Source organism: Gordonia sp. 852002-10350_SCH5691597 (genome assembly GCF_001665715.1).
Taxonomy (GTDB): domain Bacteria; phylum Actinomycetota; class Actinomycetes; order Mycobacteriales; family Mycobacteriaceae; genus Gordonia; species Gordonia sputi.
In genome coordinates this window covers 1-22,329 of the sequence record NZ_LZMO01000227.1, presented here as the reverse complement: position 1 = coordinate 22,329, position 22,329 = coordinate 1, and the positions used below count along the sequence as shown (strand labels likewise).

Here is a 22,329-nt window from a genome sequence, read left to right as displayed (position 1 = left end):
CGTCACAGGTCGCCCGGGAGTTTGTCGCGGCGGATTCCGCGCCAGCTCGGGTGGCGGAGGTGGCCGGTGCTCGTCCAGTCCATGAACCGAACCTCGCCGACGATCTTGGGTAGCACCCAGGTAGCGGTGGACGCGACGGGGCGGTCGAGCTTCTCCAAAAACGGGCTCCTCGAGATCTCGAGTGGCTTGAGTTCTTCTGCAAGGCTTTTCAACGACGCCTCGGTGAATCCGGTGCCCACCCGACCGACGTATCGCAGCCCGGTCTCTTCCGGCAGTCCGACCAACAGCGACCCGATGACGCCTTCACGATTGCCGCGGCCGAGGCGGTAACCGCCGACGACCACCTCGATGTCGCTCCAGTTCTTCTGCTTGCGCCACTGGCTGCTTCGACGTCCCTGTTGATATGTCGACGTCTTACGCTTCGCGACGACACCCTCGAGTCCGTGGTCGCGACTGTGGCTCACGGCAGCCGAGCCGGGAGCGGGTAGTAGCGGTGGGATCTCCACGTACGCAGACTCTTTGAACGCGGGAGCGAGGGCCTCGAGGAGTTGTCGACGCTCCGACCACGGTTTGCGCAGCAGCGATGTGCCGTTGAGGTAGAGGATGTCGAAGAGGTACAGCTTGAGCGAGTACGCCTCCGCGGTGTTATTGCGGGAGGCCAGCAGGGTGAAGTTGGTGTGCCCGCTGGAGTCGACGGCGACGACCTCGCCGTCGAGGACGACGTCGATGAGGCCGAGTTCGTCTGCTGCCGAGCGCAATTCGGGGAAGTCGGCGGTCATGTCGATCCCCGACCGTGAGGTGAGCCGGAAGTCGCCATCGATGGAGCGCAACAGGATTCGGTACCCGTCCCACTTGCCTTCGAATGCCCAGTCCCTGCCGTCGAGACGTTCGACGGGTTCGTCGGTTGCCAGCATCGGGCGCGGCTGTGTGAGGCTGTCGGGAAGGATGGGGCGTGGTTCGTCGCTCATCAGGTGCGCGAGCCAATTCTTGTCGCCGGTCTTTATGAGTGCGTAACGGCCCTGGATTCGTTCGCCGTGGAGGCGGACGATGATCTCCGACTCACGCCATTTCTCGGTTTCGTATGTGCCGTGATCCCAGATCTCCACGTGCCCTGCCCCGTACTCCCCGCCGGGGATGTCGCCGGAGAAGTCGGCGTAGTCGAGGGGGTGGTCCTCGGTGTGCACGGCCAACCGGTTCTGACCCGGATCGGTCGGCAGGTTCTTCGGCACGGCCCAGGAGACGAGCACGCCGTCGCGTTCGAGCCGGAAGTCGTAGTGCAGGCGGCGGGCGTGATGCTCTTGGATCACGAAAATCGGTTCTGCCGACGCCGCGCCGGAGGTGTCGTTGTCATCGGTGTCAGCGGGGTTATCGGGGTCGTCGGGGTCACTGTCGGACGACTGCGCGCGACGTCGACGATGCATGTCGTCGCCGAAGGGTTCCGGAGTTTTCGACGCATCGCGCTTGGCGCGGTAGGTGCTGAGGTCGACGACCGGGCGCGGGCCCGTGTCCGCGACTGCATTCGCGGAGTCGTCTGCGGAGTCGGCGGAGCCGCTGCTGGTGATTGTCGGGTCGTCGGTGGCTGGTGTGTAGGGCTCGTCGAGGCCGTCGAGCAGATCGCCATCGGCGGCGCGCTCGAGTACCTCGCCGAAGTGCAGTTGCGTCAGCCTAGGACGGGCGAGTTCGTCCCACGTCCGCGGTGCGGCGACCCACGGTTCCTCGCGTCCGCGCATCGAATACGGCGCAAGCGTCGTCTTCGACGCGCTGTTCTGGCTCCAATCGATGAAGACACGGCCCGCGCGTTCGGATTTCGACATCGTCGCGGTGATCGTCTTCGGATGTGCCGCCGCGAGCGTCGAGGCGATTTCACGCGCAACAGTGCGTGCGGAATCGGGTGCGACGGGTCGGTCGAAACGTGCGTAGACGTGAATTCCCTTGCCGCCGCTGGTCACCGGATACGAAGCAAGGCCAGCGCCGTCGAGCATCTCGTGCATCATGAGCGCCACCTGAGCGCATTCGTCGAGTGACACGTCGGGGCCCGGGTCGAGGTCGAGGACGAGTCGATTCGCGCGGATCTCGCCAAGTCCCTTGGGGCCGGATACCTGTGGATCGGCCTGTACGCCGGGTGGTGGGACAATCCACTGCGGCGTGTGGAGTTCGAGTGCTGCCATCTGTGCCAGCCACACGAGAACCGCGGGCGAGTCTGCCATCGCGTACGTGATGGTCCGGCCACTGTGTGCGACGTCGTAGCGGGGAATCCAGTCGGGAACCCCGCTCGGTAGGTCCTTCTCGAAGAAGGGAGTCGACTCGACACCGTTGGGCCAGCGTTTGCGCGTGATCAACCTGCCCCGCAGATGCGGAAGCATGACGTCGGCGATGCGGGTGTAGTAATCGACGACCTCGACCTTGCGAGTGCCGCTCGCCGGATACAGCACCTTGCCCAGGTTGGTGAGAGCGATCGTGTGACCGTCGATCTCCAGGCTCTGGGAGGGCGCCATGCGTTCATTGTGCCCAGAATCCCCGCGTGTGCCCAGATTCGGGGTTGGTAGGTGAACCCCGACGGGACGTGACCGGTGGCACAATGGTGCCCATGCGCTCGATCTGGAAGGGCGACCTCAGCTTTGGCCTGGTCAACGTACCCGTCAAGGTGTATTCGGCGACGGAGAGTCACGACCGCAAGTCGTATCAGGTCGATTCTTCCGACGGTGCCCGCATCCGTTATCGCAGGGTGCGGGAGGGAACCGACACCGAGGTCGACTACTCCGACATCGCCAATGCCTACGAAACCGACAGCGGCGAGTCGGTGATCCTGACGAAAGACGACCTCGCGAGTTTGCCGGTGCAGAAGAGCCCGGAGATCTCGATCGTCGAGTTCGTACCCGTCGACCAGGTCGATCCGATCTACTTCGACAAGCCGTACTACCTCGAGCCGTCGTCGAAGTCTCCGAAGGCCTACGTGCTGCTGGCGAAGGCGTTGCAGGAGACCGACCGGTTGGCGATCGCGTCGTTCACCTTGCGCAACCGCACGCGCATGGCAGCGCTGCGGGTCATCGAACCCGGCGTGATGACCCTGCAGACACTGCTGTGGCCCGACGAGGTGCGCAAGCCCGACTTCGACTTCCTCGGCGACGACGTGCAGATCCGCGACCAGGAACTGAAGATGGCGTCGTCGTTGATCGACTCGATGGCAACCGACTACGACCCGGACGAGTTCTCCGACACCTACCAGGACGAACTGTCGAAGCTGATCGAGGCGAAAGCCGAAGGCGGCGAGGCATTCCCGGAAAGCGGCGAGAAGGAAGAAGCTGCCGACGAGGACTCCGACGTCGCGGATCTCCTTGCCGCGCTGCGTGCCTCGGTGAAAGACAAGGGTACGTCGGTTGACGAGAGCTCGGACGATTCCGCCGACAAGCCACCAACGAAGAAGACTGCGGACGAGAAGACCGCGGACAAGAAGACTGCGGCCAAGAAGGCGCCGGCGAAGAAAGCTCCTGCCAAGAAGGCCGCAGCGAAGAAGGCTCCCGCCAAGACCACAGCGGCCAAGAAAGCAACGGCTGAGAAGGCAACGGCTGAAGAATCCACGGCCGCCAAGAAGACGACCCGAAAGCGAGCGGCAAGTTGAGCGACGTACTGGATGTGCTCATCGTGGGAGCAGGGTTGTCGGGTATCGACGCCGCTTACCGTGTGACGGAGCGCAATCCGGGCCTGCGGTACCGGATCGTCGAACAGCGTGAACGCATCGGTGGCACGTGGGATCTGTTCCGCTATCCAGGGGTGCGGTCGGACTCCGACATTTTCACACTCAGCTTTCCGTGGCGGCCGTGGCGTGGAACCAAGACCATGGCGTCGGGTGCCGAGATTCGTGACTATCTCGAAGAGGCTGCGCGGGACACCGGGATTCACGATCAGATCGACTTCGGTGTCACGGTCACCGCGGCCGACTTCGACACCGCGTCGGACACCTGGACTGTCACGACGAGTGTGGGCGACGAGACCCGCACGTACACAACCCGATTCCTCTATTTGTGCACCGGCTACTACCGGTACGACGAGGCGTATACCCCTGACTTCGCGGGCGCTCAGGACTTTTCCGGAACCATCGTGCACCCGCAGTTCTGGCCCGAGGATCTCGACTACACGGACAAGAATGTCGTCGTGATCGGCAGTGGCGCAACGGCTGTCACCCTCATCCCGAGTATGGCCGACCGTGCCGGTCACGTGACGATGTTGCAGCGTTCGCCGACGTACCTGTTCCCGGTAGGCTGGCAGGAGCCGACGACACCGTGGATTCAGCGGCTGTTGCCGAGGCAATGGGCGCACGACGTGATCCGGTACCGCAACGCGCTTGTCACGCTGTCGATCTACCTGTTGGCGCGGCGGTTTCCGCGTACGTCGCGAAAGCTGCTGCGGCAGATCGCGATCCGCAATCTTCCCAAGGGATACGACGTCGACACGCACTTCCGTCCGCGGTACAACCCGTGGGACGAACGGCTGTGCATCATCCCCGACGCCGACTTCTACAAGGCTCTCGGCTCCGACCATGCCGACGTCGTCACCGACCAGATCGACCGGTTCACGCCCGGCGGGATCAAGCTCGTATCGGGCCAGGAGTTGCCCGCCGACATCATCGTCACCGCGACCGGACTCGAACTGCTCGCCTTCGGCGGCGCGCAACTGTCGGTCGACGGCGTCGAATTCAAGCCGCACGAGAAGTTTGCCTACCGTGGGTACATGCTCAGCGATGTGCCGAACCTGGCGTGGTCGATCGGGTACACCAACGCGTCGTGGACATTGCGCGTCGATCTGACCAGCAAGGCGGTCGGCGATCTGATCGCGTACATGCGGTCGCACGGGTACACGTCGGCCGCGCCGAGCATGGGGTCGGCGACGCTGCCGGAGCACATGCTGTTCGCGCTGGATGCGGGCTATGTCCGACGCGGCGCCGTCGCGCTCCCGAAGTCGTCGGATCAAGCGCCGTGGCAGGTCCGACACAACCTGCTGCTCGACGCCATCGATTCGCGTCGCTATGACGTCACCGAGGCCATGGAGTTCCACACCGTCGCGGACCCGGCGCAGACGAAAACCGCTGGCTGACACGCTGCCGAAAACGGCATCATCGTAGGGTGAGTTCCACGTTCGTCGATTCCAAGCTGCCGCGCGCTCTGCGACCGCTGGCGGGTGCGCAGTTCCGGCGCCTGGTCATCGGGCTGATACTCGCGTTGTTCTCCGACGGGGTCTGGGCCATCGCACTGGTGTGGCAGATCATCGACCTCGGTGGCGGTCCCACTCAGGTCGCGTGGGCCTCGGGTGTGTCGGCGGTCGGCATGGTGGTCTCGACCCTCGCGGGCGGGGTACTCGCCGACCGGGTGTCACAAAGGTCGATCATTGTGTCGCTCGAGGTCGTCAAGATGCTGGTGTTCGGGGTCGTCGGCGTGCTGTCGATGCTCGGTCTGCTCACCTTGCCCATGGTGGTGATCGCTGCGCTGCTCGGCGGCATCACCACCGGTATGTACTACCCGGCGTATTCCGCACTGTTGCCGCGGATCGTCTCGGCGTCGGAGTTGCAGGCAGCCAACGGAATCGAGGGATTCGCCCGTCCCGTCGTCTTCCAGGCGATCGGACCGATGGTCGCGGGCCTGATCGTGTCTGCCGCTGCCCCCGGGCCTGCGGTTGTGGTGGCTGCTCTTGCGAGTATCGGTTCGGGGGCGTGCTACCTCGCGATGAAGCCGCTGCCTCGGCATCGAGAAGTGCTGCGGGGCAACCCCGTTCGATCGGTCGTCACCGATCTCGCGGAGGGGTTCGGCTACGTCCTGCGCACGCCGTGGCTGTGGGCGACCTTGTTCTTCGCGACGCTGCTGGTACTGGCGACGATGGGTCCGATCGAGGTACTCGTTCCCTTCGCGCTGCGTGAACGCGTACACGGTGGTGCGGCAGACCATGCGCTCGTCCTCGCCGCGTACGGCGCGGGCGCGGCGATCGGATCAGCGTACTTCGCGTCGATCCGGATGCCGCGGCGCTACCTCACCGTCATGTTCGTCATCTGGGGACTGTCGAGTCTGTCGCTGGTCGTGATGGGCGTCGCCGAACACACGTGGCTGTTCATCGTTGCCGGCGCGCTGCTGGGATTCGGATTCGACGCCCCGTCGGTGCTCTGGGGCACCCTGCTGCAGCGTCGGGTACCGCCAGAGTTGTTGGGACGGGTGGCGAGCCTCGACTTCTTCGTCGCCGTCGTCCTGATGCCCGTGTCGATGGCGATCGCCGCGCCGCTGAGCAACGTCATCGGCCTCACCGCGGTGTTCGTGATCGGCGGCATTCTGCCGGTGCCCGCGGCGATCGCCTTCTACGTCGTCGCGCGGCTGTGGCGCGACGAGGTCGAGCATCCCTTGGACGACGCGGTGGTGACGAGCACCGCGTAGCAAACCTCACCCGTTTTCAGTCATTTGTGCGCCAAACGCACCGTAAAGTCCCAGGTCGCATCGGTGGGCGCCGGAAGGAATGACTGAAAACGGGAGAAGAGTACGGGCTGCCGTGTGGGGATTGCGGGAGCTGGAGGCGGTAGCGAGGTGCTCTCAGAAGTGCCAGATCAGCGGCACCATGAAGATCGCCACCGCGCCGAAGAGCGCGATGCACGGCAGTCCGAGCCTCCAGTAGTCGCCGAAGCGATAACCACCGGGGCCCTGGACCATCAGATTGCCCGCGGTCGCGACGGGAGTGAGGAACGAGGCGGCCCCCGACACAGTGATGGCCATCATCATCGGCAGCACCGAGATGTCGGCAGTGTGGGAGACGGTCACCGCGATCGGTGCCACCACCAGCACGGTGGCGAGGTTGCTGATGAACTGCCCTAACACCAGGACGGTGATCACGATCGCGGCCAGCAGCAGTAGCGGGCTGCCTCCACCCAGTGTGTCGACCATCCACGTCGAGATCCGCTGCGCCAGACCACTCGTCTGGATCGCGATCGACATCGGCACCATCCCCCCGACCACGATCAGGGTCTGCAGCGAGATCGAGCGCTCTGCCTGCGGCACCGTGATCACGTTCATCGCCACGAGGGCTGCCGCCGCACACAGGACGACGATGGCCGGGGGCGCCACGTCGAGAGCCAGGGATGCGCACATGATCACCAGCACGGCCGACGAGATCCACGCGCGGGCTCCGAGGTGCCCCGTCTGCCGTCGGATCAGATCCGGCTCGTTGACGCTGAGGATTCCACCCCCCGTCACCTTGGTCTGCAGGTCATCCCACGTTCCGTGTAGCAGGAGGACGTCGCCGACCTCGAGTTCTGCGTGGTCGAGCAGCTTGCCGTTGCGGTGAACGGCCGTGATGATCAGGTCGCCGTCCTCGGTGAACATGCCCGGGTACACCTCGTCGCCGAGGAACGGTGACCGGGGAGGGATGACCACTTCGATGATGCCGTTGTCCTCGTCGACGTCGTGGTCCGATCCGGATAGCTGATACTCGGCGGCGATGGTCTGTGCATAGCGACTCAGATCTTGGGTGGCATTCGCAGGCCAGCGCTCGGGGAGTAGCCGCGGACCCAGGACCACGCAGATCAGCACGACGCCCACCAGCAGGGGTACGCCGACGATCGCGAACTCGAAGAATCCGAACGCCCGCGCGCCGTTCTCCTCCGCCAACTCCGAGACCAGCACGTTGATCGGGGTACCGAGCAGCGTCAGCATCGACCCGGCGTGCGCTGCGAAGGCAAGAGGGATCAGCATGCGCGAGGGCGCCTGTCCGATGCGCGCGGCGAGGAGCACCGCCACCGGAATCAGCGCGGCGACTGCGCCGTTCGGGGTGATGAACGCGGCGAGCACAGCGCAGAGCACCATGACGGCACTCATGATCGCCGCTGGTTTCTGACCCACCAAGCGGGTCATCACCGCGCCTGCCCACGCGGTCACCCCGGAGGCGTCGAGAGCTTCACTGACGACGAACAATCCGGCGAGATAAATGACGAGCGGGTCGCCGAAACCCGAAATGGCTTCACCGAAGTCGACGACACCCGTGGCGAACAGCGCGATCGTCACACCGAGCGCGACGATCGCGGGGGACACCCGGTTCCAGATGAACACGACGATCGCCGCGAGCAGGATGACGACAGTGGCGACTTCCGGGTTCGATGTCATCGGCGCGCACCTCCCTTGCTCTGTGGCAGACCGTCCACGACACTGCTCTGCATCAGTCGGGGATGCGGCTTCAGTCGAGGATTCCGATCCCCTGCCCGAAGAAGTAGGCGCTCAGCACGACGAGCACGACGATCGAGATCGTGGTCATGTTGTAGCTCAACCAGTCCCGGAATCGAGCGAGAGTCGGTGCCGCGCGCTCGCCGCCGAGGACTGCGAGGACCAGAGGGACGATGACACCGGATGCGGCGACGAGTGCGAACACGAGAAGCCCGATGACGAGCGCAGCGGTGTCGAGGTCTGCCTCCCCGAGCCGTGCTCCCGCAGCGGCTGCCAGTGGGATGTTCTTGATGACGATCACGCCCTGTGCGAATCCCATCGCCAAGGCGCCCCACACGCTGAGCCCGTCGAGTCGGTCGAGGATGCTCGGTTTCTCCTCGTCGCCCTCCTTCGGGCGCTTCTTCCAGGCCACCAGCGCGAGTACGGCGAACAGCACGGCGATGACCAGCAGGATGATGTCGACCCCGTCTTTGGTCGCCTCGGGCGCATCATCGTCGGCGACGTCGACGATCGCTGCCGCGATCGCGGTGATCACCAGCAGCACGACGAACCAGCCGACGCCGAACAGCGCTGTCTTGAGTCGTCCACGACTGCCCAGCAGGAGCATGACCGCGGTCGCGAGCGCAACGGGACTGAGCGCCAAGCCCACGGCCAGCGGCAGCGTGTCTCCTATCGCAGACCACATGCGGGGACGCTCCTCTCCGGGCCCGAACGGCCGATCGGTGGTACGGCACGACGATAGTGGCAACGGTTAGGCTGCGTGCAGTGGCGTCTATCCGGCGTCCGTGCGGTGGCATCGACTCGACGACTGCGGCCGAGTCGAAGCACGCGATGTGCTTCCGCAGCGTCACAGCCTGTGGCGCAACCGAACTCCCGAGAGGACCCGAGTCACGCCGATGATCACCCCGTTCGCACTGACCGATATCACCGTCCTGACCGGCGACGCAGACGGGACCGTTCATGAGAACTGGACGATCCTCGTCGACGCCTCCGGAACGATCGAACACGCCGGTCCGTCCGGCAGCATCGAACTCGGCAGTCGCGCGGTAATCGACGGAAAAGGGAAGTTCGTCATCCCCGGGCTGATCAACGCGCACGCGCACCTGTTCTCCGACGGCAAGCCGCTCGCGCCGTTGCTCACCGGGCCCCGCACCAAGCATCTCGTCGCGAAGGTTCTGCATTCACCCGCGGGCAGGTGGCTGACCACCAGGCGGACAAAGGCCAATGCGATCAATCAACTCCACAGCGGGGTCACCACGATCCGCAGCGTCGGCGACGTGCGCTACGAGGTGATGGCCGTTCGTGACGCCATCGAGCGTGGCGATTACCTCGGCCCGACGATCCTGCCCTCTGGCCCACTGCTGGCGATCACCGATGGGCATGGTGCGCCGCAGATCTCGCTCACCAGCGACACCCCCGCGCAGGCGCGGCACAACACACCCTCGAGAACCTTCGACGCGGAGCGCAGACCATCAAGATCTCCGCCACCGCTGGCGTGACCGACGCGAAGGAGGTCGGCTACGCGGGCAGGCCGGAGATGTCGGAGCAGGCGATGCGCGCGGTGTGCGAGGAGGCGCACGCGGTCGGTGTGATCGTCGCGGCGCACGCGCAGAGTGAAGAAGGAGTCCTCGCGGCGCACGCGCAGAGTGAAGAAGGAGTCCTCGCGGCGCTCCGCGCCGGCGTCGACAGGATTGAGCACGGCAGTCAGATGTCGGACGCGGTCATCGAGTTGTTCCTCGACAACCCGAACTCACTGCGCGGATACAGCGCGATGATCCCCACCGTGCAGGCGTGCCTGCCCCTCGTCGAACTCGACCAGTCGGTGAGCGGGGCCTCCGACGTCGTCAAGGCCAATGCGAGACTCGTGCTCGACGAGATGGTGTCGGGGATCGCCACCTGCATCGCGCACGGCATCACGATGGGTGTCGGCAACGACTCCGCGGTCAGCTACGTCACACACTCCAATTTCTGGCGCGAGCTCGACTTCCTGGTGCGTTACACAGACCTCGACAACCCGCGGGTGTTACACGCGACGACTGCGGTGAATGCCGCCATTCTCGGGATCGATTCGGTGACCGGCTCGATCGAGCCGGGCAAGTCGGCTGATCTCGTTGTGTTGGAAGACAATCCGCTCGAGTCGTTTCGGAACCTCGAATCGCCGTGGATGGTTGTCGTCCGCGGCGAGCGCATCGACCACCCGCAGATCACACGCATTCCCGAGATCGACGAGCAACTCGACACGCTCTGACGCTGGCCACGCGCCCCGCTACGCAGGGGGCAGCAGATGCCGCCGCGCGCCGTCGGCGATCATCTCGGTGAGTGTGCGTAACAGCGACGACCCGAGCGTCCAGTACTGCCAGTACAGCGGGACGTCGACGTAGAGGTCAGTCAGGGTGACCACCCGGCCGTCCTCGAGCGCATCGGTCACCTGAGCCAGCGGGACTGCGCCCCAACCCATTCCGGATTCGATGGCCCTGTGGTATTCGGTCGACGCCGGAATGTACACAGCCGGGGGATCGAGTACCTCGCCCGACATCATCGCCAGCACCCTTCGCTGCAACTCGTCGTTGCGGTCGAACTGGACCATGGGCGCTTTCGCGAGCGCGGCATCGTCGACGCCCCTGGGCATCCAGAGATCGAGGAACTCGGGAGTCGCAACCGGTAGATAGCGCATGGTCCCCAGCGGCCGGAGGGTGGTGCCGCGGATGGCGAGCGGGTCGGAGGTGATGGCGCCCATCACCTCACCTGTGACCAACCGCGTGCTGTTGACTGCCTCGTCGTCGCGGATCACCTCGACGGCGACCGGGTTCTCGCGGTGGAAGTGTGCGAGTACCGGTAGGAGCCAGGTGGCCAACGAGTCGGCATTCGCCGCGATGGGCAAGTGGACACGCGGCCGGTCGACCAATGGTGCGGCCGCGACGTCGCCGAGATCACCGGAGAGTTCGAGCTGGGCCTCGCGACTGAGCAGATCCCACTGCTTTGCCATACGCGCGAGAACTTCACCGTCGCGGGTCGGCGTGATCGGCTTGGTTCTCCGGACAAGGATGCGGCCGACGGAGACCTCGAGCGCTTTGATCCGTTGGCTCACCGCCGACGGAGTGATGTGCAGTTGCTCGGCCGCGGCGTCGAACGTCCCCGCGTCGAGTACCGCTGACAGCGTGCGTAGGGCGTCCGATCCGAGATCCACATTAGAGAGTCTAATGTTTCAACAGAAACATTCGCTGTACTTGTCGACGACGTGGTCTTACGTTCGTGACATGACGACGTATTTCCTCGCAGCCATGACGGGGTTGCTCACCGGAGCGGGCTTGATCGTGGCGATCGGGCCGCAGAACATCTTTGTGCTGCAGCAGGGTGTGCGGCGGGTGCATGTGAACCCGGTGATCGTGGTGTGTGCGCTGTCTGACGTGGTGCTGATCGTCGCGGGGGTCGCGGGACTCGGCGCACTGGTGTCGGCGCATCCGGCGGTGGTCGCCGTCGCGAAGATAGCGGGCGGGGCGTACGTCGTTGCCTTGGGACTGCTAGCTGCGCGGCGGTGTCTCCGGTCGAGCGAGGCGATTACTGCCAACGCCGACGAGGTGCGCATGGCGTCGCGCTGGGTGGCGATCGGGTCGGCCTTGGCGCTGACGTGGCTCAATCCCCACGTGTATCTCGATACGGTGCTCACGATGGGGGCGATTGCCAACAGTCACGGAAATGCGAAGTGGGCGTTTGCGATTGGAGCGTGCGCGGCGAGTGTGCTGTGGTTTACGTTGATCGGCCGCGGTGGCCGCAGGCTCGCACCGGTGTTTGCCAAACCTCGGGCGTGGAAGATTCTCGACGGCATCGTGGCCGTGATCATGGTGGGAATGGGCGCCACGCTGCTGTTCTCGGCGTGAGGTGGTCTCGACAAGCTCGCTCAGCGGGCTCAGGCCAGCCCGAGGCGGTACGCGTAGGCCACGACGGCCGCGCGGTCTCGGCAGCCCGTCTTGGCGAGGATGTGGTTGATGTGCGTCTTGACCGTGCTCACCCCCACGACGAGTGAGCGGGCGATCTGTTGATTCGACAGCCCCTGCGCGATCAGTGTGACCACCTCCGACTCGCGGTCGGTGAGGCCATCGGGGTTTTCGGTGTGCGGAGCGATCCCCTCGGGCGATGTCGCAGGCCGGGATAGCAAGGCGCGCATGGCTTTTTCGTCGAGCAGCGAGCGGCCGGCCGCTGCCGAGAGCAGTGCTGACTCGATCGCCGTGGGGTCGGCGTCCTTGTTCAGAAAGCCGACGGCGCCGGCGTCGAGTGCTTCGACGATCGTCGCGTCGTCGTCGTAGGTGGTCAATGCAACCGCACGGGTCGCAGCCCCGGATGCGACGAGTCGTCGAATCCCTTCGATCCCACCAATTCCCGGCATGCGGAGGTCGGTGAGCAGCACGTCGGGAGTCTGCTCGGCCACCAACGCGAGAGCATCCTCGGCCGACGACGCTACGCCGACCACGTCGAGAGCATCGAGCGCAACCCCTCGCGCACCACCGTCTGATCGTCGGCGATCACTACCCGTACCGTCATGAACCCTCCCGTTTCCTCATCTACCAGCCGTCACGAACCAAACCGGACCGTCAGATCGAAACCCTGTGCGGTCGTACCGTATTCCAGTGATCCGCCTGCCGCCGTGATTCGTTCGGCCAACCCCGTCAGCCCGTTCCCGCCGCTGGTGTGACCACGGTCGACGAAAGTCGACGGGTCGCCGACCGAGCGCACCCGAACGAGTTGCGGCGTGAACTCGATACGAATGGGTGCGCCTGCGGCGTGACGCATCGAGTTGGTGAGCCCCTCCATGAGTACGGCGCGCACGTCGTCGTGCCAGAGTGCGGGTACGTCGTCGACATCGCCGGATACTTCGACGTCAAGCCCCGCGCCGGTCCTCAACTGCGCCAACGTCTTCGGTAGCCATTGGTCGAGCGGGTCCGACTCTCGCACCGCGTTGTCGCGCAGCGATTCGACGGCGGTCTTCGCCTCGCTGAGGCCATCACGCGCCAACGCGGTTGCGGTGCGTAGCTTTTCGGTCAGTTCCGCAGACGCCGACTCGCGTTCGGCCTGCAGAGCGGCGCCTTGCAGCGTGATGATGAGGCCCGAGAGTGTGTGCGCGAGAACGTCATGGAGTTGTGCGGAGATCTGGCGTTGTTGCTGTGCCAAGGCCGCGCGGGATTGTTGGGCGGTGATGATCTCGCGTTGAGTGGCGGCGAGATCTGCGGCGTCGCGTTGGCGGCGTCGCAACTGAACGAAGACGAAAACAGCTGCCGCGCTTGCGACATTGATGCAGACAGCCCAGGCGTTGTGAGTCTGCCACCACATCAGGACGCCCAGCGCGGTCAGTGATGGCAGCGCGATGAGCGTCGACGCGAGGATCGAGGTTTCAGACATCGCCGCCGCGGCAACGCCGATATAGGGCAGCCAGACCGTTGCGCTGCCGTGAAACGCGAACGCTGCGACAACTGCAGCCACCATCATGGCGATCGCGTGCAGCGTCGAGACCTTCGTGCTCCAACTCTGCGCATTCTTGTCGCGCACCACTGAACGCAACAACAACACCACTACGACGCTGACGGCGATCCAGCCGATCACGGCTGCCCAGACCGGCTGCTCACCGGTGTCGGCGAATGCCGAGACCAGCACGGCGACCGCGACGATCCCGCGGATCAGCAGGCGGTCCGTCGCCACCGGCTCTCGACTCGTTGTCACACCGCAACCGTAATCTCGACGTCGGGAAGTCAGGTTGCAGGAGTCTGACGATCTACCCGATCTCCACCCAGGATCCACCCTCGGGTTGATGTTTCGACGCTGCCGCGAGCCGATGCTCGAAGCATGAACATTGCAAGCACAGCAGTCATCACCGTCCTGGTCGTCGGCCTGATCCTGTACCGCCAGACACGGGAACAGCCGATCAAGGACAACCTGTTCAAGCTGCCGCTGATCATCGGGGTCATCGGCGTCTTCGAGACCGTGCAGTACCTCGGCGGCGGACATCACGTCACGGTCGGCGCGACGGTTGCGGTCCTCGTCGGCTTTGTCGTCGCGGCGATTCTGGCGGTGCCGCGAGCGCACAGCATGCAGGTCTACCGCAATCCGGCCGGGGTGATGGTCCGCAAGGGAGGCGCGCTGACCATAGTGCTCTGGGTCGTCGCGATCGCGGCGCACGTCGCCATCAGCCTGGTGGTGCCCGCATTCTTCGGCGACGGCCTACAGCACGGGATGGGCGGACTCGACGGCGCGAGCATCATGATCTACCTCGCGATCAGCCTCGGCGCCCAGGCCGTGGTCACTAGTGGCAAGGTCGCCGAACACCACCGGACGCACAGCGCCATCACGCGGTGAGCGGGTGGTCTCGACAGGCTCGACCAGCGGGAGACGCTCGACCAGCGGGCACAGCTCGACCGTCGGGCTGCCTCAACTCTGACCCGCCGGGACGGCCTCGCGCTCCTCGGCGGGTTCGTCGTCGATCGGGATGCGGCGGATCTCGGTGCCTTCGATGTCGACGTTGGGCAGTATGCGGTTGAGCCAGCGGGGGATCTTCCAGGCCCAGTCGCCCATCATCGTGATCACCGCGGGCACGACGGCCATCCGGATGATGAAGGCGTCGAAGAAGACTGCGGCGGCCAGCGCGAAGCCCATCTCCTTGGCGATCGTGTCGGGCGCGAGCATGAAGGCCGAGAACACCGAGATCATGATGACCGCAGCGGAGGCGACCACCCGCGCACCGTGCTGGTAGCCGACGATCACCGAATCCTTCGCCGACAAACCGTGCACATACTCCTCGCGCATTCGCGTCACGAGAAAGACCTGATAGTCCATCGCGAGCCCGAACACCACGCCGATCAGGAAGATCGGCAAGAACGAGATGATCGGCTTGGTGTGGTCGATCAGCCCGAGGTGGCCCTCCTGGAAGATCCACACCGTCGCACCGAACGTCGCACACACCGAGAACAAGAAGCCGATGGTTGCCGTCAGCGGCACCAGCAACGACCGGAACACGATGGTCAGGATGATGAAGGCAAGCCCGACCACCACGATGAGGAACGGCAGCAACGCGCTGCTGAGCTTGCTCGAGATATCCGACATGATCGCCGTCTGGCCGCCGACATTGACGGTCGCGCCGCCGGGTTTCGACGACCCGTAGTCACGTATCTGTTCCATCAACGTGTGTGTCTCGGGACCCGAGGGTGACTTCGCCGGGGTGACTGAGATCAACGCGGCTGTCGCTCCCTGGCGAGGGTTCTGCGGATTGCTGCCATTGCCCACCCAGACGACCTGCTCTGGATTGGCAACATTCGGCAGCGTCTTCACCTGTGCGACAACCGCATTCGCTGCGGGCGCGATATCTCCCCCCGACGCATCACTGACGACGACGAGTAGCGGGCCGTTCACGCCTTCGCCGAAGCCGCGTTCGAGAAGCTTGGTTGCTGCGTACTCCTTGTCGCCGGTCGAGTCCATGCCGAGTTGCATGCTCGACATCGGGATCGCGGCGATACCGAGCAGCACGAGGCCGACGAGTGCGACGGGCAGCGGGAATCGCGTGATGAAGCGGGCGACGCGCAGGCCATTGGACGGTTGCGAATCCGGTTCGTCGCCGTGACGCAGGCCGGGAATGCGTGGGCTGAACGCAAACCTGCCGAACGCGCCGAGCAGTGCGGGGATCAGCGTGATGGCGCCGAGCACGGCGACGACGACGGCCAATCCCGCCGAGATACCCATCTGGGTGATGAACGGGATGCCGACGACGCTCAGCGCACACACTGCAACCACGACCGTCAGGCCCGCGAACACCACCGCCGAGCCCGCGGTACCCACGGCTCTACCCGCAGCGGCCTCGCGCGATCCGCCGAGATTCAACTCAGAGCGATATCTGGACACGATGAACAGGGCGTAGTCGATGGAGACCGCGATCCCGAGCATCGTGATGATCGTGGTGGCGCTCTGCTGGACGTCGAAGATCTTGGCGCTCAACGTGACGAGCAACATGGTGATGCCGACGCCGAAGATGCCGGTGATGATCGGGATGAACGCGGCAACGATGGACGCGAACGCGATGATCATGACGATGAACGCGATCACGAAGCCCAACAGCTCCGACACCCCGCCTTGCTGGAAGACCTGCATCAGCGAGCCGGTGCCCTCGACCTGTAACCCGTTGCCGCGGAACTCGGACAGCAGATCCTCGAACTGCGTCATGTCGTCGTTGGTCAGTTCGTTGGCCCGGATGTCCTGCTTGATCTGGATCAGCCCGACCTTGCCGTTGTCGCCGAGGACCTTGGGTGCGATCGCAGGATCAGCCTTGGCTGCTGTCACCGGATTGACGACAGTCTGTGGCTCGATGACCTTGGGTAGCGTCCGAGCCTTGGCGACGAGCGCGTCGATCTGCCCCATGTGGTTCTCGAGCCCGTCGTCGGCAGCGACGAGGATCGACGTCGACGACTTCAGCAACTGGTCGTTGGCGGCCGGGAAGTCTTCCTTCATGACCGACATCGCACGATCGGAGTCGGTGCCGGGGAGCTCGAAATTGGTGGCGAATGTCGGTTTGAGTACGCCGACGAGCGCACCGAGAACGACCAGCACGACGATCCACGCGGCGATCACGATCCACTTGTGGCGAAACGCGGAACGTCCGAGCCTGTACAACCAGATAGCCATGTGAACCCTTTGATCTCCCCGACTGGACGCACGCCAGAGTAACGAGAGTCGAGCAGTGGTGTCGTGTGTGATTGCGGTCATGGCCCCTCATGAACCGCTGTGAGGCGGGTCATACGCTGTGGAGTATGCCGTCATCACTTTCCGGTCGTGCCCGTCAGAACGACATCTACACAGCGGGAATCCACGGGCGAACGCCTGTCGTACCGACCGACTTCGACGAACTCGAACGCCGCGCGCGGGCGAAGATGTCGGATCGGGCCTGGGCCTACATCGCCGGCGGCGCAGGCGCGGGTCGGACGATGGCGGCGAACCGCAGGGCACTCGATCGACGCGCCATCGTGCCGCGAGTGCTGCGCGACGTCTCCGAGCGGACGCTGGAGACCGAACTGTTCGGTGATCGACTGCCCGCACCGATCCTGTTCGCACCGGTCGGAGCGGGTGATCTCGTCGCACGCGGGGCCGACAGATTGATCGGCCACGCCGCTGCCGAATTGGGTGTGCCCTACATCTTCTCCAATCAGGGCGGGGTCGCGATGGAGGAGGTCGCCGCGGAGATGGACCGCGTACGTCCCGGCGCGCCGCGATGGTTTCAGCTCTACTGGTCGACCGACGACGACCTCGTCGACAGCCTGCTGCAGCGCGCCGAAAGCGTCGGAGCGTCGGCTGTCGCGGTAACCCTTGATACGACGATGCTCGGCTGGCGACCGCATGACCTCAACATCGGGTCGCTGCCGTTCGCGCGGGGGGAGGGTATTGCGCAGTACACCTCGGATTCCCGTTTCAACGAGATCGTCTCCGAGCGTGCCGCGCAGGGCAGCTCGGAGCGTCCCGAGATCTCACTCGGTGCGCTGCGCACGCTCGTCAATATCGCGCGGAATACGCCGGGATCGTTGCTACGCAACATTATTCGACCTGAGCCGCGCGTCGGTGTGCAGACCTTCCTCGACATCTACTCGCGACCCTCGCTGAGTTGGACGCAGATCGAGGGTTTGCGGGAGCGGACGTCACTGCCGATCGTCCTCAAGGGCGTACTGCATCCCGACGACGCGCGGCGTGCCGTCGACACGGGCGTCGACGGCATCATCGTCTCCAACCACGGGGGTCGCCAGATCGACGGTTCTATCAGTTCTGTCGACGCACTCGCCGCGATAGCGCCTGTCGTCGACGGTCGGATCAAAGTGCTCGCCGACTCGGGGATCTATTCCGGCGCAGACGTTTTCAAGGTGCTGGCGCTCGGAGCCGACGCGGTGTGCATCGGGCGTCCGCATATGTACGGGCTTGCCCTCGCCGGTGCCGACGGTGCTCGCGACGCCGTCGCGAACATCATCGCCGAACTCGACCTGACACTCGGTCTCGCAGGACACATGAGCGTCGACGAACTCACGCCGGAGGCGTTGGCCACCGTCGAGTGAGCCTCGCGGCCCGTATCAGACCAGTGGTCGGCCGGTGCGGATACGGCGTCGTACGTCGGCCAGAAGAACGTTGAATGGGAATTGCTGCAACGGTTTCGGTAGGTGACGCACGACGCGTCGAACAATTGCGTTGTGGACGTCGAAGACGGTCTGCTGCCGCGGGGTGAACTCGACGTCCATCTTGTCGCGGAAGTCTTCGGGCAGGAACCCGATCGTCATGATGTACGACCACCAGCCGCCGAGTCGTGACACGACCGGGCCTGCGAACTCCATGCGCGCGATCGACAAGAGGTGTTCTCGGATCGGAGGATCGATCTCGAGCGTGGAAATTGTGTTCTGCCAATAGGTTTCGAAGTCTGCGCGCGTGGCGGGCCACATCTGTGGCGGAACCTGCAGGGTGGTACCCATGACCGCGCCCGCACGGTAGGTCTCCTCCGAGATGATCGACGGATCGCCGTAGATGTGTTGGACGTCTTCCCAACCCTTGTACAAACACGCTGCGACCCAGAGTTGCAGGGCCGGGTCGAAAGCGTTGTAGGCGACCGGACTGTCGGCGGTGGAGTGGACCTTGGCGTGCGCCCGGCCGACGGCCCTTCGGTACGCCTTACGGTCCGCAGGTGAACCCATTGCGGCGACAGCGAGGTAGCTCAGCGTCGTCCTGGTTCGTTTGACCGGATGCTTGAACAGGTTTCCCGAGTCGACGCGGCTCTCGTAGACGCCGTAGCCCACGGCGGGCATCGCGAGCTGCATGATCACGTTCGCCGGGCCCGCGAGTGCTGCGGCGCCGAGCATCGTGAGATCGGAACTGTCGATCTCGTCGCGCGCAGTTGCTGGGTGGTCTGACTGCGTGTCGGGCACCGTCATCGCGGCGGCTCCTATCTGGTAACGACTGTTGCCTGATTCAACGCCGGTGTTGTGACAGATGTCAAGATGGTCTGCGTGAGCGAAGAACTGCGCACCTACAGCGGGGTGAAGGGGGACGAGCGCGTCGCGCGCCGACGCACCGCCCTTATGGATGCCGCGCTCGAGTTGCTCGGTGGGCAGCCGCCGCATTCGGTGACGGTTCGTGGGGTGTGCGGCGCGGCGTCGCTCAATCCGCGCTACTTCTACGAGAGTTTCGAGACGGTAGACGCGCTGGTCGCAGCCACCTACGACCGCGTGATCGACGAGATCTCACACGACGCGCTCGCGGCCTTCGCCACCGGCGAAGACGTCGGCGACAAGGTGCGTGCCGCTGTCGCGACGATCGTCTCGATCATCGACTCCGACCGTCGCAAAGGGCGACTGTTGTTCTCGCCGATACTGACCAGTCCGGTCCTTGCCGCGAAGCGACGTGATTCGACGGCCGTCTTCGCGGCCATCACACTCAGCACCGCGTCCGCTGCACTGCACACCGCTCCCAGTCCGCAGGCCGTAGGGGCTGCTCAATTCCAGGTCGGGGGACTCGCGCGCCTACTGTCGGCGTGGCTCGACGACGAGGTGCCGCTGGGTCGAGACGAGGTCGTCGACCTCAGCGTCGCATTGATGATGTCGCTGGTGCCTGCGGTGACGCGGAGGGGATAGGGATATGTTGGATGCCATGAGTAGCGGCGTCGAGGATGCGGAAGTGGAGGAGCAGACCGGGCGTTGGCGCGATTTCGGCGAGCCCGAGTTGCCCGTTCCGCTCGCAGCTGCACTCGGGGCTTTCGCCGAGCACGGCTACCACGGCACGTCCGTGCGTGAGATCGCCGCGCGGGCCAACCTGTCCGTTCCGGGGCTCTACCACCACTATCCGTCGAAGCAGTCGCTGCTCCAGGGTCTGCTCGACAGGACGATGATGGATCTGCTCGCGCGGTCGGAGCAGGCTGTTGCCGAGGCCGGGCCCGAACCGGTCGACCAATTCGACGCGGTGGTCGAGTCGTTGCTGCGTTTTCATATGTACCGGCGCGAGCAGGCGTTCGTCGGTTCGACCGAGATTCGCAGTCTCGACAGTTCGTACAAGCAGACCTACATCGGCCTGCGCGACCGTCAGCAGCGGATGGTCGACGAGATCGTGTTCGCTGGGGTCGAAGCGGGCGACTTCCGTACGAGCTATCCCAAAGATGCTGCGCGTGCGGTCACCACGATGTGCGTCGGCGTCTCGACCTGGTTCAAGCTAGATGGGGAACTGGGCCCGGACGAGCTGATCGCACGTAATCTGGACTTGTCGAGGGCGACCGTCGGATACGTTGAGCGCTGAAGCGCTTCGCGGCTGGATGGGTTGACCTGAGTCGACGGTCTCTGGCAGTCTTGGGCACCGAACGAGCGATCGGTCGGAGCGATCCGGCGTGGAGTTCGAGCGTCGAACCTGCGTTGCACCCCGAGGATGGAGACCTGATGGCAGTGGAACTGGGCTATTCGCCCGAGGTTGACGATCTGGTGAAGAGGACGACCGCATTCATCCACGAGGTCGTCCTGCCGATCGAGAATGCGAATGATGGCGACATCACCGCGGCAGGCGGCGACGATCTGCGACGTGATCTCAATCGCCAGGCCAAGGAGTTGGGCATCTTCGCGCCGCACGCTCCCGTCGAGATGGGCGGTCACGGACTCTCGATGTCGGATCGTGTTCCGGTCTTCGAGGCGGGCGGGTACTCGACATTCGGGCCGGCAGCGCTGCACATCGGAGCGCCCGACGAGGGCAATGTACACATGCTCGCCCACATTGCCGACGACGAGCAGAAGCTCAAATACCTTGCGCCACTTGCCAATGGCGACGTGCGTTCGGCGTTCGCGATGACCGAGCCCGCGCCGGGGGCGGGCTCCGATCCCAACCAACTCCGCACGGAGGCGACCAGGGTCGACGGTGGGTGGAAGATCAACGGCGAGAAGCGATTCATCACCGGAGCCGAGGGCGCGGGCTTCTACATCATCATGGCGCGTACCGCCGGAGCGCCAGGTGACCGTGGCGGCGCGACGATGTTCCTCGCGCCCGGTGACACGCCAGGTATCGAGGTCACGCGCCACATCCACACCACCGATCGCGCGATGATCGGCGGCCACTGCGAAGTGCGCTTCACCGATGTCTTCGTTCCCGATGCCGACGTGCTCGGCGAGGTCGACCAGGGGTATCGCTACGCCCAGGTGCGGCTGGGTCCGGCGCGCATGACGCACGTCATGCGCTGGCTCGGCGTCGCTGTGCGCTGTCACGAGGTGGCCGTCGACTACGTCGCACACCGCAACGGATTCGGCGGAACACTCGGCGATCTCGGCATGATCCAACAGATGGTGGCCGACAACGAGATCGACCTCGCGGCGTCGCGTGCCCTGTTGGTCAAGGCGTGCTACGAACTCGATCAGGGGCGTCACGCATCGTCGGAAACCTCGATCGCCAAGACCTTTGCCGCAGAGGCATATTCGCGAATCGTCGACCGATCGATCCAGATGTGCGGTGGACTCGGCGTCTCCGACGATCTGCCACTCGCACGCCTGCAGCGTGAACTGCGTCCCTTCCGCATCTACGACGGTCCGTCCGAGGTGCACCGCTGGGCCCTTGCGCGCAGGGCCGTCGGGCGTGCACGCAAGAATCGCGCATCGACCCAGCAGGGAGAGAACGCATGAGCACCGCAGAGCTGGTACTCGAACCGCAAGCGCTGCAACGATTTCTGGTTGACAACGGGGTCGACGTCGCGGGACCGCTCGACGTCGAGTTGATCAGCGGCGGAAAGTCGAATCTCACGTTCATGGTCTCCGACGGCGTGCACCGCTGGGTTGCGCGCAGGCCTCCGACAGGTGGCCTCACGCCCTCGGCGCACGACATGGGTCGGGAATGGGCTGTCACGTCGGCGCTTTCGCGCACCGACGTCCCGGTTGCCACGCCGGTCGCCTTCGATACCGACGGCTCGGTGCTCGGCGCGCCGTGCACCGTCGTCGAATTCGTCGACGGGACGGTGATTCGAACCGGCGACGACCTCTCGGCACTCTCCGACGACGAGGTGACACGCAATGCCGAGGGGTTGATCTCGACCCTTGCCGCGCTGCACGCCGTCGACTTCGAGGCGGTCGGGCTCGGGGAGTTCGGTAGGCCAACGGGTTTCGCGGGTCGGCAGGTGAAG

Annotated in this window: 20 protein-coding genes; 12 read left to right on the top strand and 8 right to left on the bottom strand. The window is 64.8% G+C overall.

Annotated features, from left to right (window positions below; translation table 11 throughout):
- Positions 1 to 2: 2 nt before the first annotated feature.
- Positions 3 to 2,495, bottom strand: coding sequence for an ATP-dependent DNA ligase (locus A5777_RS16775; RefSeq protein WP_064863501.1), 2,493 nt, complete (start codon positions 2,493 to 2,495; stop codon positions 3 to 5).
- A 92-nt stretch (positions 2,496 to 2,587) separates the two neighbouring features.
- Between A5777_RS16775 and ku the strand changes: the two genes are divergently transcribed.
- The 3 genes from ku to A5777_RS16760 are packed head-to-tail and all read left to right on the top strand — an operon-like array spanning position 2,588 to position 6,413.
- Positions 2,588 to 3,619, top strand: a complete 1,032-nt coding sequence (gene ku / locus A5777_RS16770; protein ID WP_442903055.1) for a non-homologous end joining protein Ku — start codon at positions 2,588 to 2,590, stop codon at positions 3,617 to 3,619.
- Complete coding sequence (locus A5777_RS16765; RefSeq protein WP_064863499.1) at positions 3,616 to 5,091, top strand: flavin-containing monooxygenase; 1,476 nt, start codon at positions 3,616 to 3,618, stop codon at positions 5,089 to 5,091. The genes ku and A5777_RS16765 overlap by 4 nt, the downstream gene beginning before the upstream one ends.
- Positions 5,092 to 5,120: 29 nt before the next feature.
- Positions 5,121 to 6,413: an MFS transporter gene (locus A5777_RS16760; protein ID WP_064863498.1), complete on the top strand. Its 1,293-nt coding sequence runs from the start codon at positions 5,121 to 5,123 to the stop codon at positions 6,411 to 6,413.
- A gap of 153 nt (positions 6,414 to 6,566) precedes the next feature.
- Here the strand turns inward: A5777_RS16760 and A5777_RS16755 are convergent, their stop codons facing one another.
- Complete coding sequence (locus A5777_RS16755; RefSeq protein ID WP_064863497.1) at positions 6,567 to 8,129, bottom strand: SLC13 family permease; 1,563 nt, start codon at positions 8,127 to 8,129, stop codon at positions 6,567 to 6,569.
- Positions 8,130 to 8,199: 70 nt separating this feature from the next.
- The gene (locus tag A5777_RS16750; RefSeq protein WP_064863496.1) at positions 8,200 to 8,871 is read right to left on the bottom strand and encodes a GAP family protein; all 672 of its coding nucleotides are present in this window, start codon (positions 8,869 to 8,871) and stop codon (positions 8,200 to 8,202) included.
- 211 nt (positions 8,872 to 9,082) lie between these two features.
- Between A5777_RS16750 and A5777_RS25515 the strand changes: the two genes are divergently transcribed.
- Both A5777_RS25515 and A5777_RS25510 read left to right on the top strand, forming a co-directional pair.
- Positions 9,083 to 9,685: an amidohydrolase family protein gene (locus A5777_RS25515; protein ID WP_231895097.1), complete on the top strand. Its 603-nt coding sequence runs from the start codon at positions 9,083 to 9,085 to the stop codon at positions 9,683 to 9,685.
- Entirely contained in the window at positions 9,658 to 10,434 is a 777-nt protein-coding gene (locus A5777_RS25510; protein ID WP_331710606.1) for an amidohydrolase family protein, read from the top strand. The genes A5777_RS25515 and A5777_RS25510 overlap by 28 nt, the downstream gene beginning before the upstream one ends.
- 18 nt (positions 10,435 to 10,452) lie before the next feature.
- Here A5777_RS25510 and A5777_RS16740 read toward each other — a convergent pair whose 3' ends face one another.
- Positions 10,453 to 11,373, bottom strand: coding sequence for a LysR family transcriptional regulator ArgP (locus tag A5777_RS16740; RefSeq protein ID WP_064863495.1), 921 nt, complete (start codon positions 11,371 to 11,373; stop codon positions 10,453 to 10,455).
- A 70-nt stretch (positions 11,374 to 11,443) separates the two neighbouring features.
- Here A5777_RS16740 and A5777_RS16735 point away from each other — a divergent pair, with 70 nt between their 5' ends.
- The gene (locus tag A5777_RS16735) at positions 11,444 to 12,064 is read left to right on the top strand and encodes a LysE/ArgO family amino acid transporter (protein WP_064863494.1); all 621 of its coding nucleotides are present in this window, start codon (positions 11,444 to 11,446) and stop codon (positions 12,062 to 12,064) included.
- A gap of 29 nt (positions 12,065 to 12,093) precedes the next feature.
- Here A5777_RS16735 and A5777_RS16730 read toward each other — a convergent pair whose 3' ends face one another.
- Complete coding sequence (locus A5777_RS16730) at positions 12,094 to 12,654, bottom strand: response regulator (protein WP_231895095.1); 561 nt, start codon at positions 12,652 to 12,654, stop codon at positions 12,094 to 12,096.
- 101 nt (positions 12,655 to 12,755) lie between these two features.
- On the bottom strand, positions 12,756 to 13,898 hold the full coding sequence (locus tag A5777_RS16725; protein ID WP_064863493.1) for a sensor histidine kinase: 1,143 nt from the start codon (positions 13,896 to 13,898) through the stop codon (positions 12,756 to 12,758).
- A gap of 123 nt (positions 13,899 to 14,021) precedes the next feature.
- Here A5777_RS16725 and A5777_RS16720 point away from each other — a divergent pair, with 123 nt between their 5' ends.
- Positions 14,022 to 14,531: a hypothetical protein gene (locus tag A5777_RS16720; protein WP_064863492.1), complete on the top strand. Its 510-nt coding sequence runs from the start codon at positions 14,022 to 14,024 to the stop codon at positions 14,529 to 14,531.
- Between the two features lie 72 nt (positions 14,532 to 14,603).
- Here A5777_RS16720 and A5777_RS16715 read toward each other — a convergent pair whose 3' ends face one another.
- Positions 14,604 to 16,844, bottom strand: a complete 2,241-nt coding sequence (locus tag A5777_RS16715; RefSeq protein WP_064863491.1) for an MMPL family transporter — start codon at positions 16,842 to 16,844, stop codon at positions 14,604 to 14,606.
- Positions 16,845 to 16,969: 125 nt separating this feature from the next.
- On the opposite strand from A5777_RS16715, the gene A5777_RS16710 reads away from it, so the two are divergent.
- Positions 16,970 to 18,256 carry an alpha-hydroxy-acid oxidizing protein gene (locus A5777_RS16710; protein ID WP_064863490.1) on the top strand — a complete coding sequence of 429 codons (1,287 nt, stop codon included), beginning with the start codon at positions 16,970 to 16,972 and terminating at the stop codon, positions 18,254 to 18,256.
- 15 nt (positions 18,257 to 18,271) lie between these two features.
- Here the strand turns inward: A5777_RS16710 and A5777_RS16705 are convergent, their stop codons facing one another.
- A complete protein-coding gene (locus tag A5777_RS16705) occupies positions 18,272 to 19,120 on the bottom strand; it encodes an oxygenase MpaB family protein (protein ID WP_064863489.1) in 849 nt (282 codons plus the stop codon).
- Positions 19,121 to 19,186: 66 nt separating this feature from the next.
- Between A5777_RS16705 and A5777_RS16700 the strand changes: the two genes are divergently transcribed.
- From A5777_RS16700 to A5777_RS16685, 4 genes are all read left to right on the top strand, one after another.
- Positions 19,187 to 19,819, top strand: a complete 633-nt coding sequence (locus tag A5777_RS16700) for a TetR/AcrR family transcriptional regulator (protein ID WP_064863505.1) — start codon at positions 19,187 to 19,189, stop codon at positions 19,817 to 19,819.
- A 4-nt stretch (positions 19,820 to 19,823) separates the two neighbouring features.
- The gene (locus A5777_RS16695; protein ID WP_005207000.1) at positions 19,824 to 20,474 is read left to right on the top strand and encodes a TetR/AcrR family transcriptional regulator; all 651 of its coding nucleotides are present in this window, start codon (positions 19,824 to 19,826) and stop codon (positions 20,472 to 20,474) included.
- Between the two features lie 137 nt (positions 20,475 to 20,611).
- Positions 20,612 to 21,835: an acyl-CoA dehydrogenase family protein gene (locus A5777_RS16690; RefSeq protein WP_064863504.1), complete on the top strand. Its 1,224-nt coding sequence runs from the start codon at positions 20,612 to 20,614 to the stop codon at positions 21,833 to 21,835.
- A partial coding sequence (locus A5777_RS16685) for a phosphotransferase family protein (RefSeq protein ID WP_156529409.1) occupies positions 21,832 to 22,329 on the top strand: 498 nt, incomplete at its 3' end. The genes A5777_RS16690 and A5777_RS16685, both read left to right, overlap by 4 nt.

Coding starts and splice junctions, on each gene's coding strand:
- A5777_RS16775 (WP_064863501.1), bottom strand. CDS start 2,495: ATGGCGCCCTCCCAGAGCCTGGAGATCGACGGTCACACGATCGCTCTC.
- ku (WP_442903055.1), top strand. CDS start 2,588: ATGCGCTCGATCTGGAAGGGCGACCTCAGCTTTGGCCTGGTCAACGTA.
- A5777_RS16755 (WP_064863497.1), bottom strand. CDS start 8,129: ATGACATCGAACCCGGAAGTCGCCACTGTCGTCATCCTGCTCGCGGCG.
- A5777_RS16750 (WP_064863496.1), bottom strand. CDS start 8,871: ATGTGGTCTGCGATAGGAGACACGCTGCCGCTGGCCGTGGGCTTGGCG.
- A5777_RS25515 (WP_231895097.1), top strand. CDS start 9,083: ATGATCACCCCGTTCGCACTGACCGATATCACCGTCCTGACCGGCGAC.
- A5777_RS16735 (WP_064863494.1), top strand. CDS start 11,444: ATGACGACGTATTTCCTCGCAGCCATGACGGGGTTGCTCACCGGAGCG.
- A5777_RS16720 (WP_064863492.1), top strand. CDS start 14,022: ATGAACATTGCAAGCACAGCAGTCATCACCGTCCTGGTCGTCGGCCTG.
- A5777_RS16715 (WP_064863491.1), bottom strand. CDS start 16,844: ATGGCTATCTGGTTGTACAGGCTCGGACGTTCCGCGTTTCGCCACAAG.
- A5777_RS16710 (WP_064863490.1), top strand. CDS start 16,970: ATGCCGTCATCACTTTCCGGTCGTGCCCGTCAGAACGACATCTACACA.
- A5777_RS16705 (WP_064863489.1), bottom strand. CDS start 19,120: ATGACGGTGCCCGACACGCAGTCAGACCACCCAGCAACTGCGCGCGAC.
- A5777_RS16700 (WP_064863505.1), top strand. CDS start 19,187: ATGGTCTGCGTGAGCGAAGAACTGCGCACCTACAGCGGGGTGAAGGGG.
- A5777_RS16695 (WP_005207000.1), top strand. CDS start 19,824: ATGTTGGATGCCATGAGTAGCGGCGTCGAGGATGCGGAAGTGGAGGAG.
- A5777_RS16690 (WP_064863504.1), top strand. CDS start 20,612: ATGGCAGTGGAACTGGGCTATTCGCCCGAGGTTGACGATCTGGTGAAG.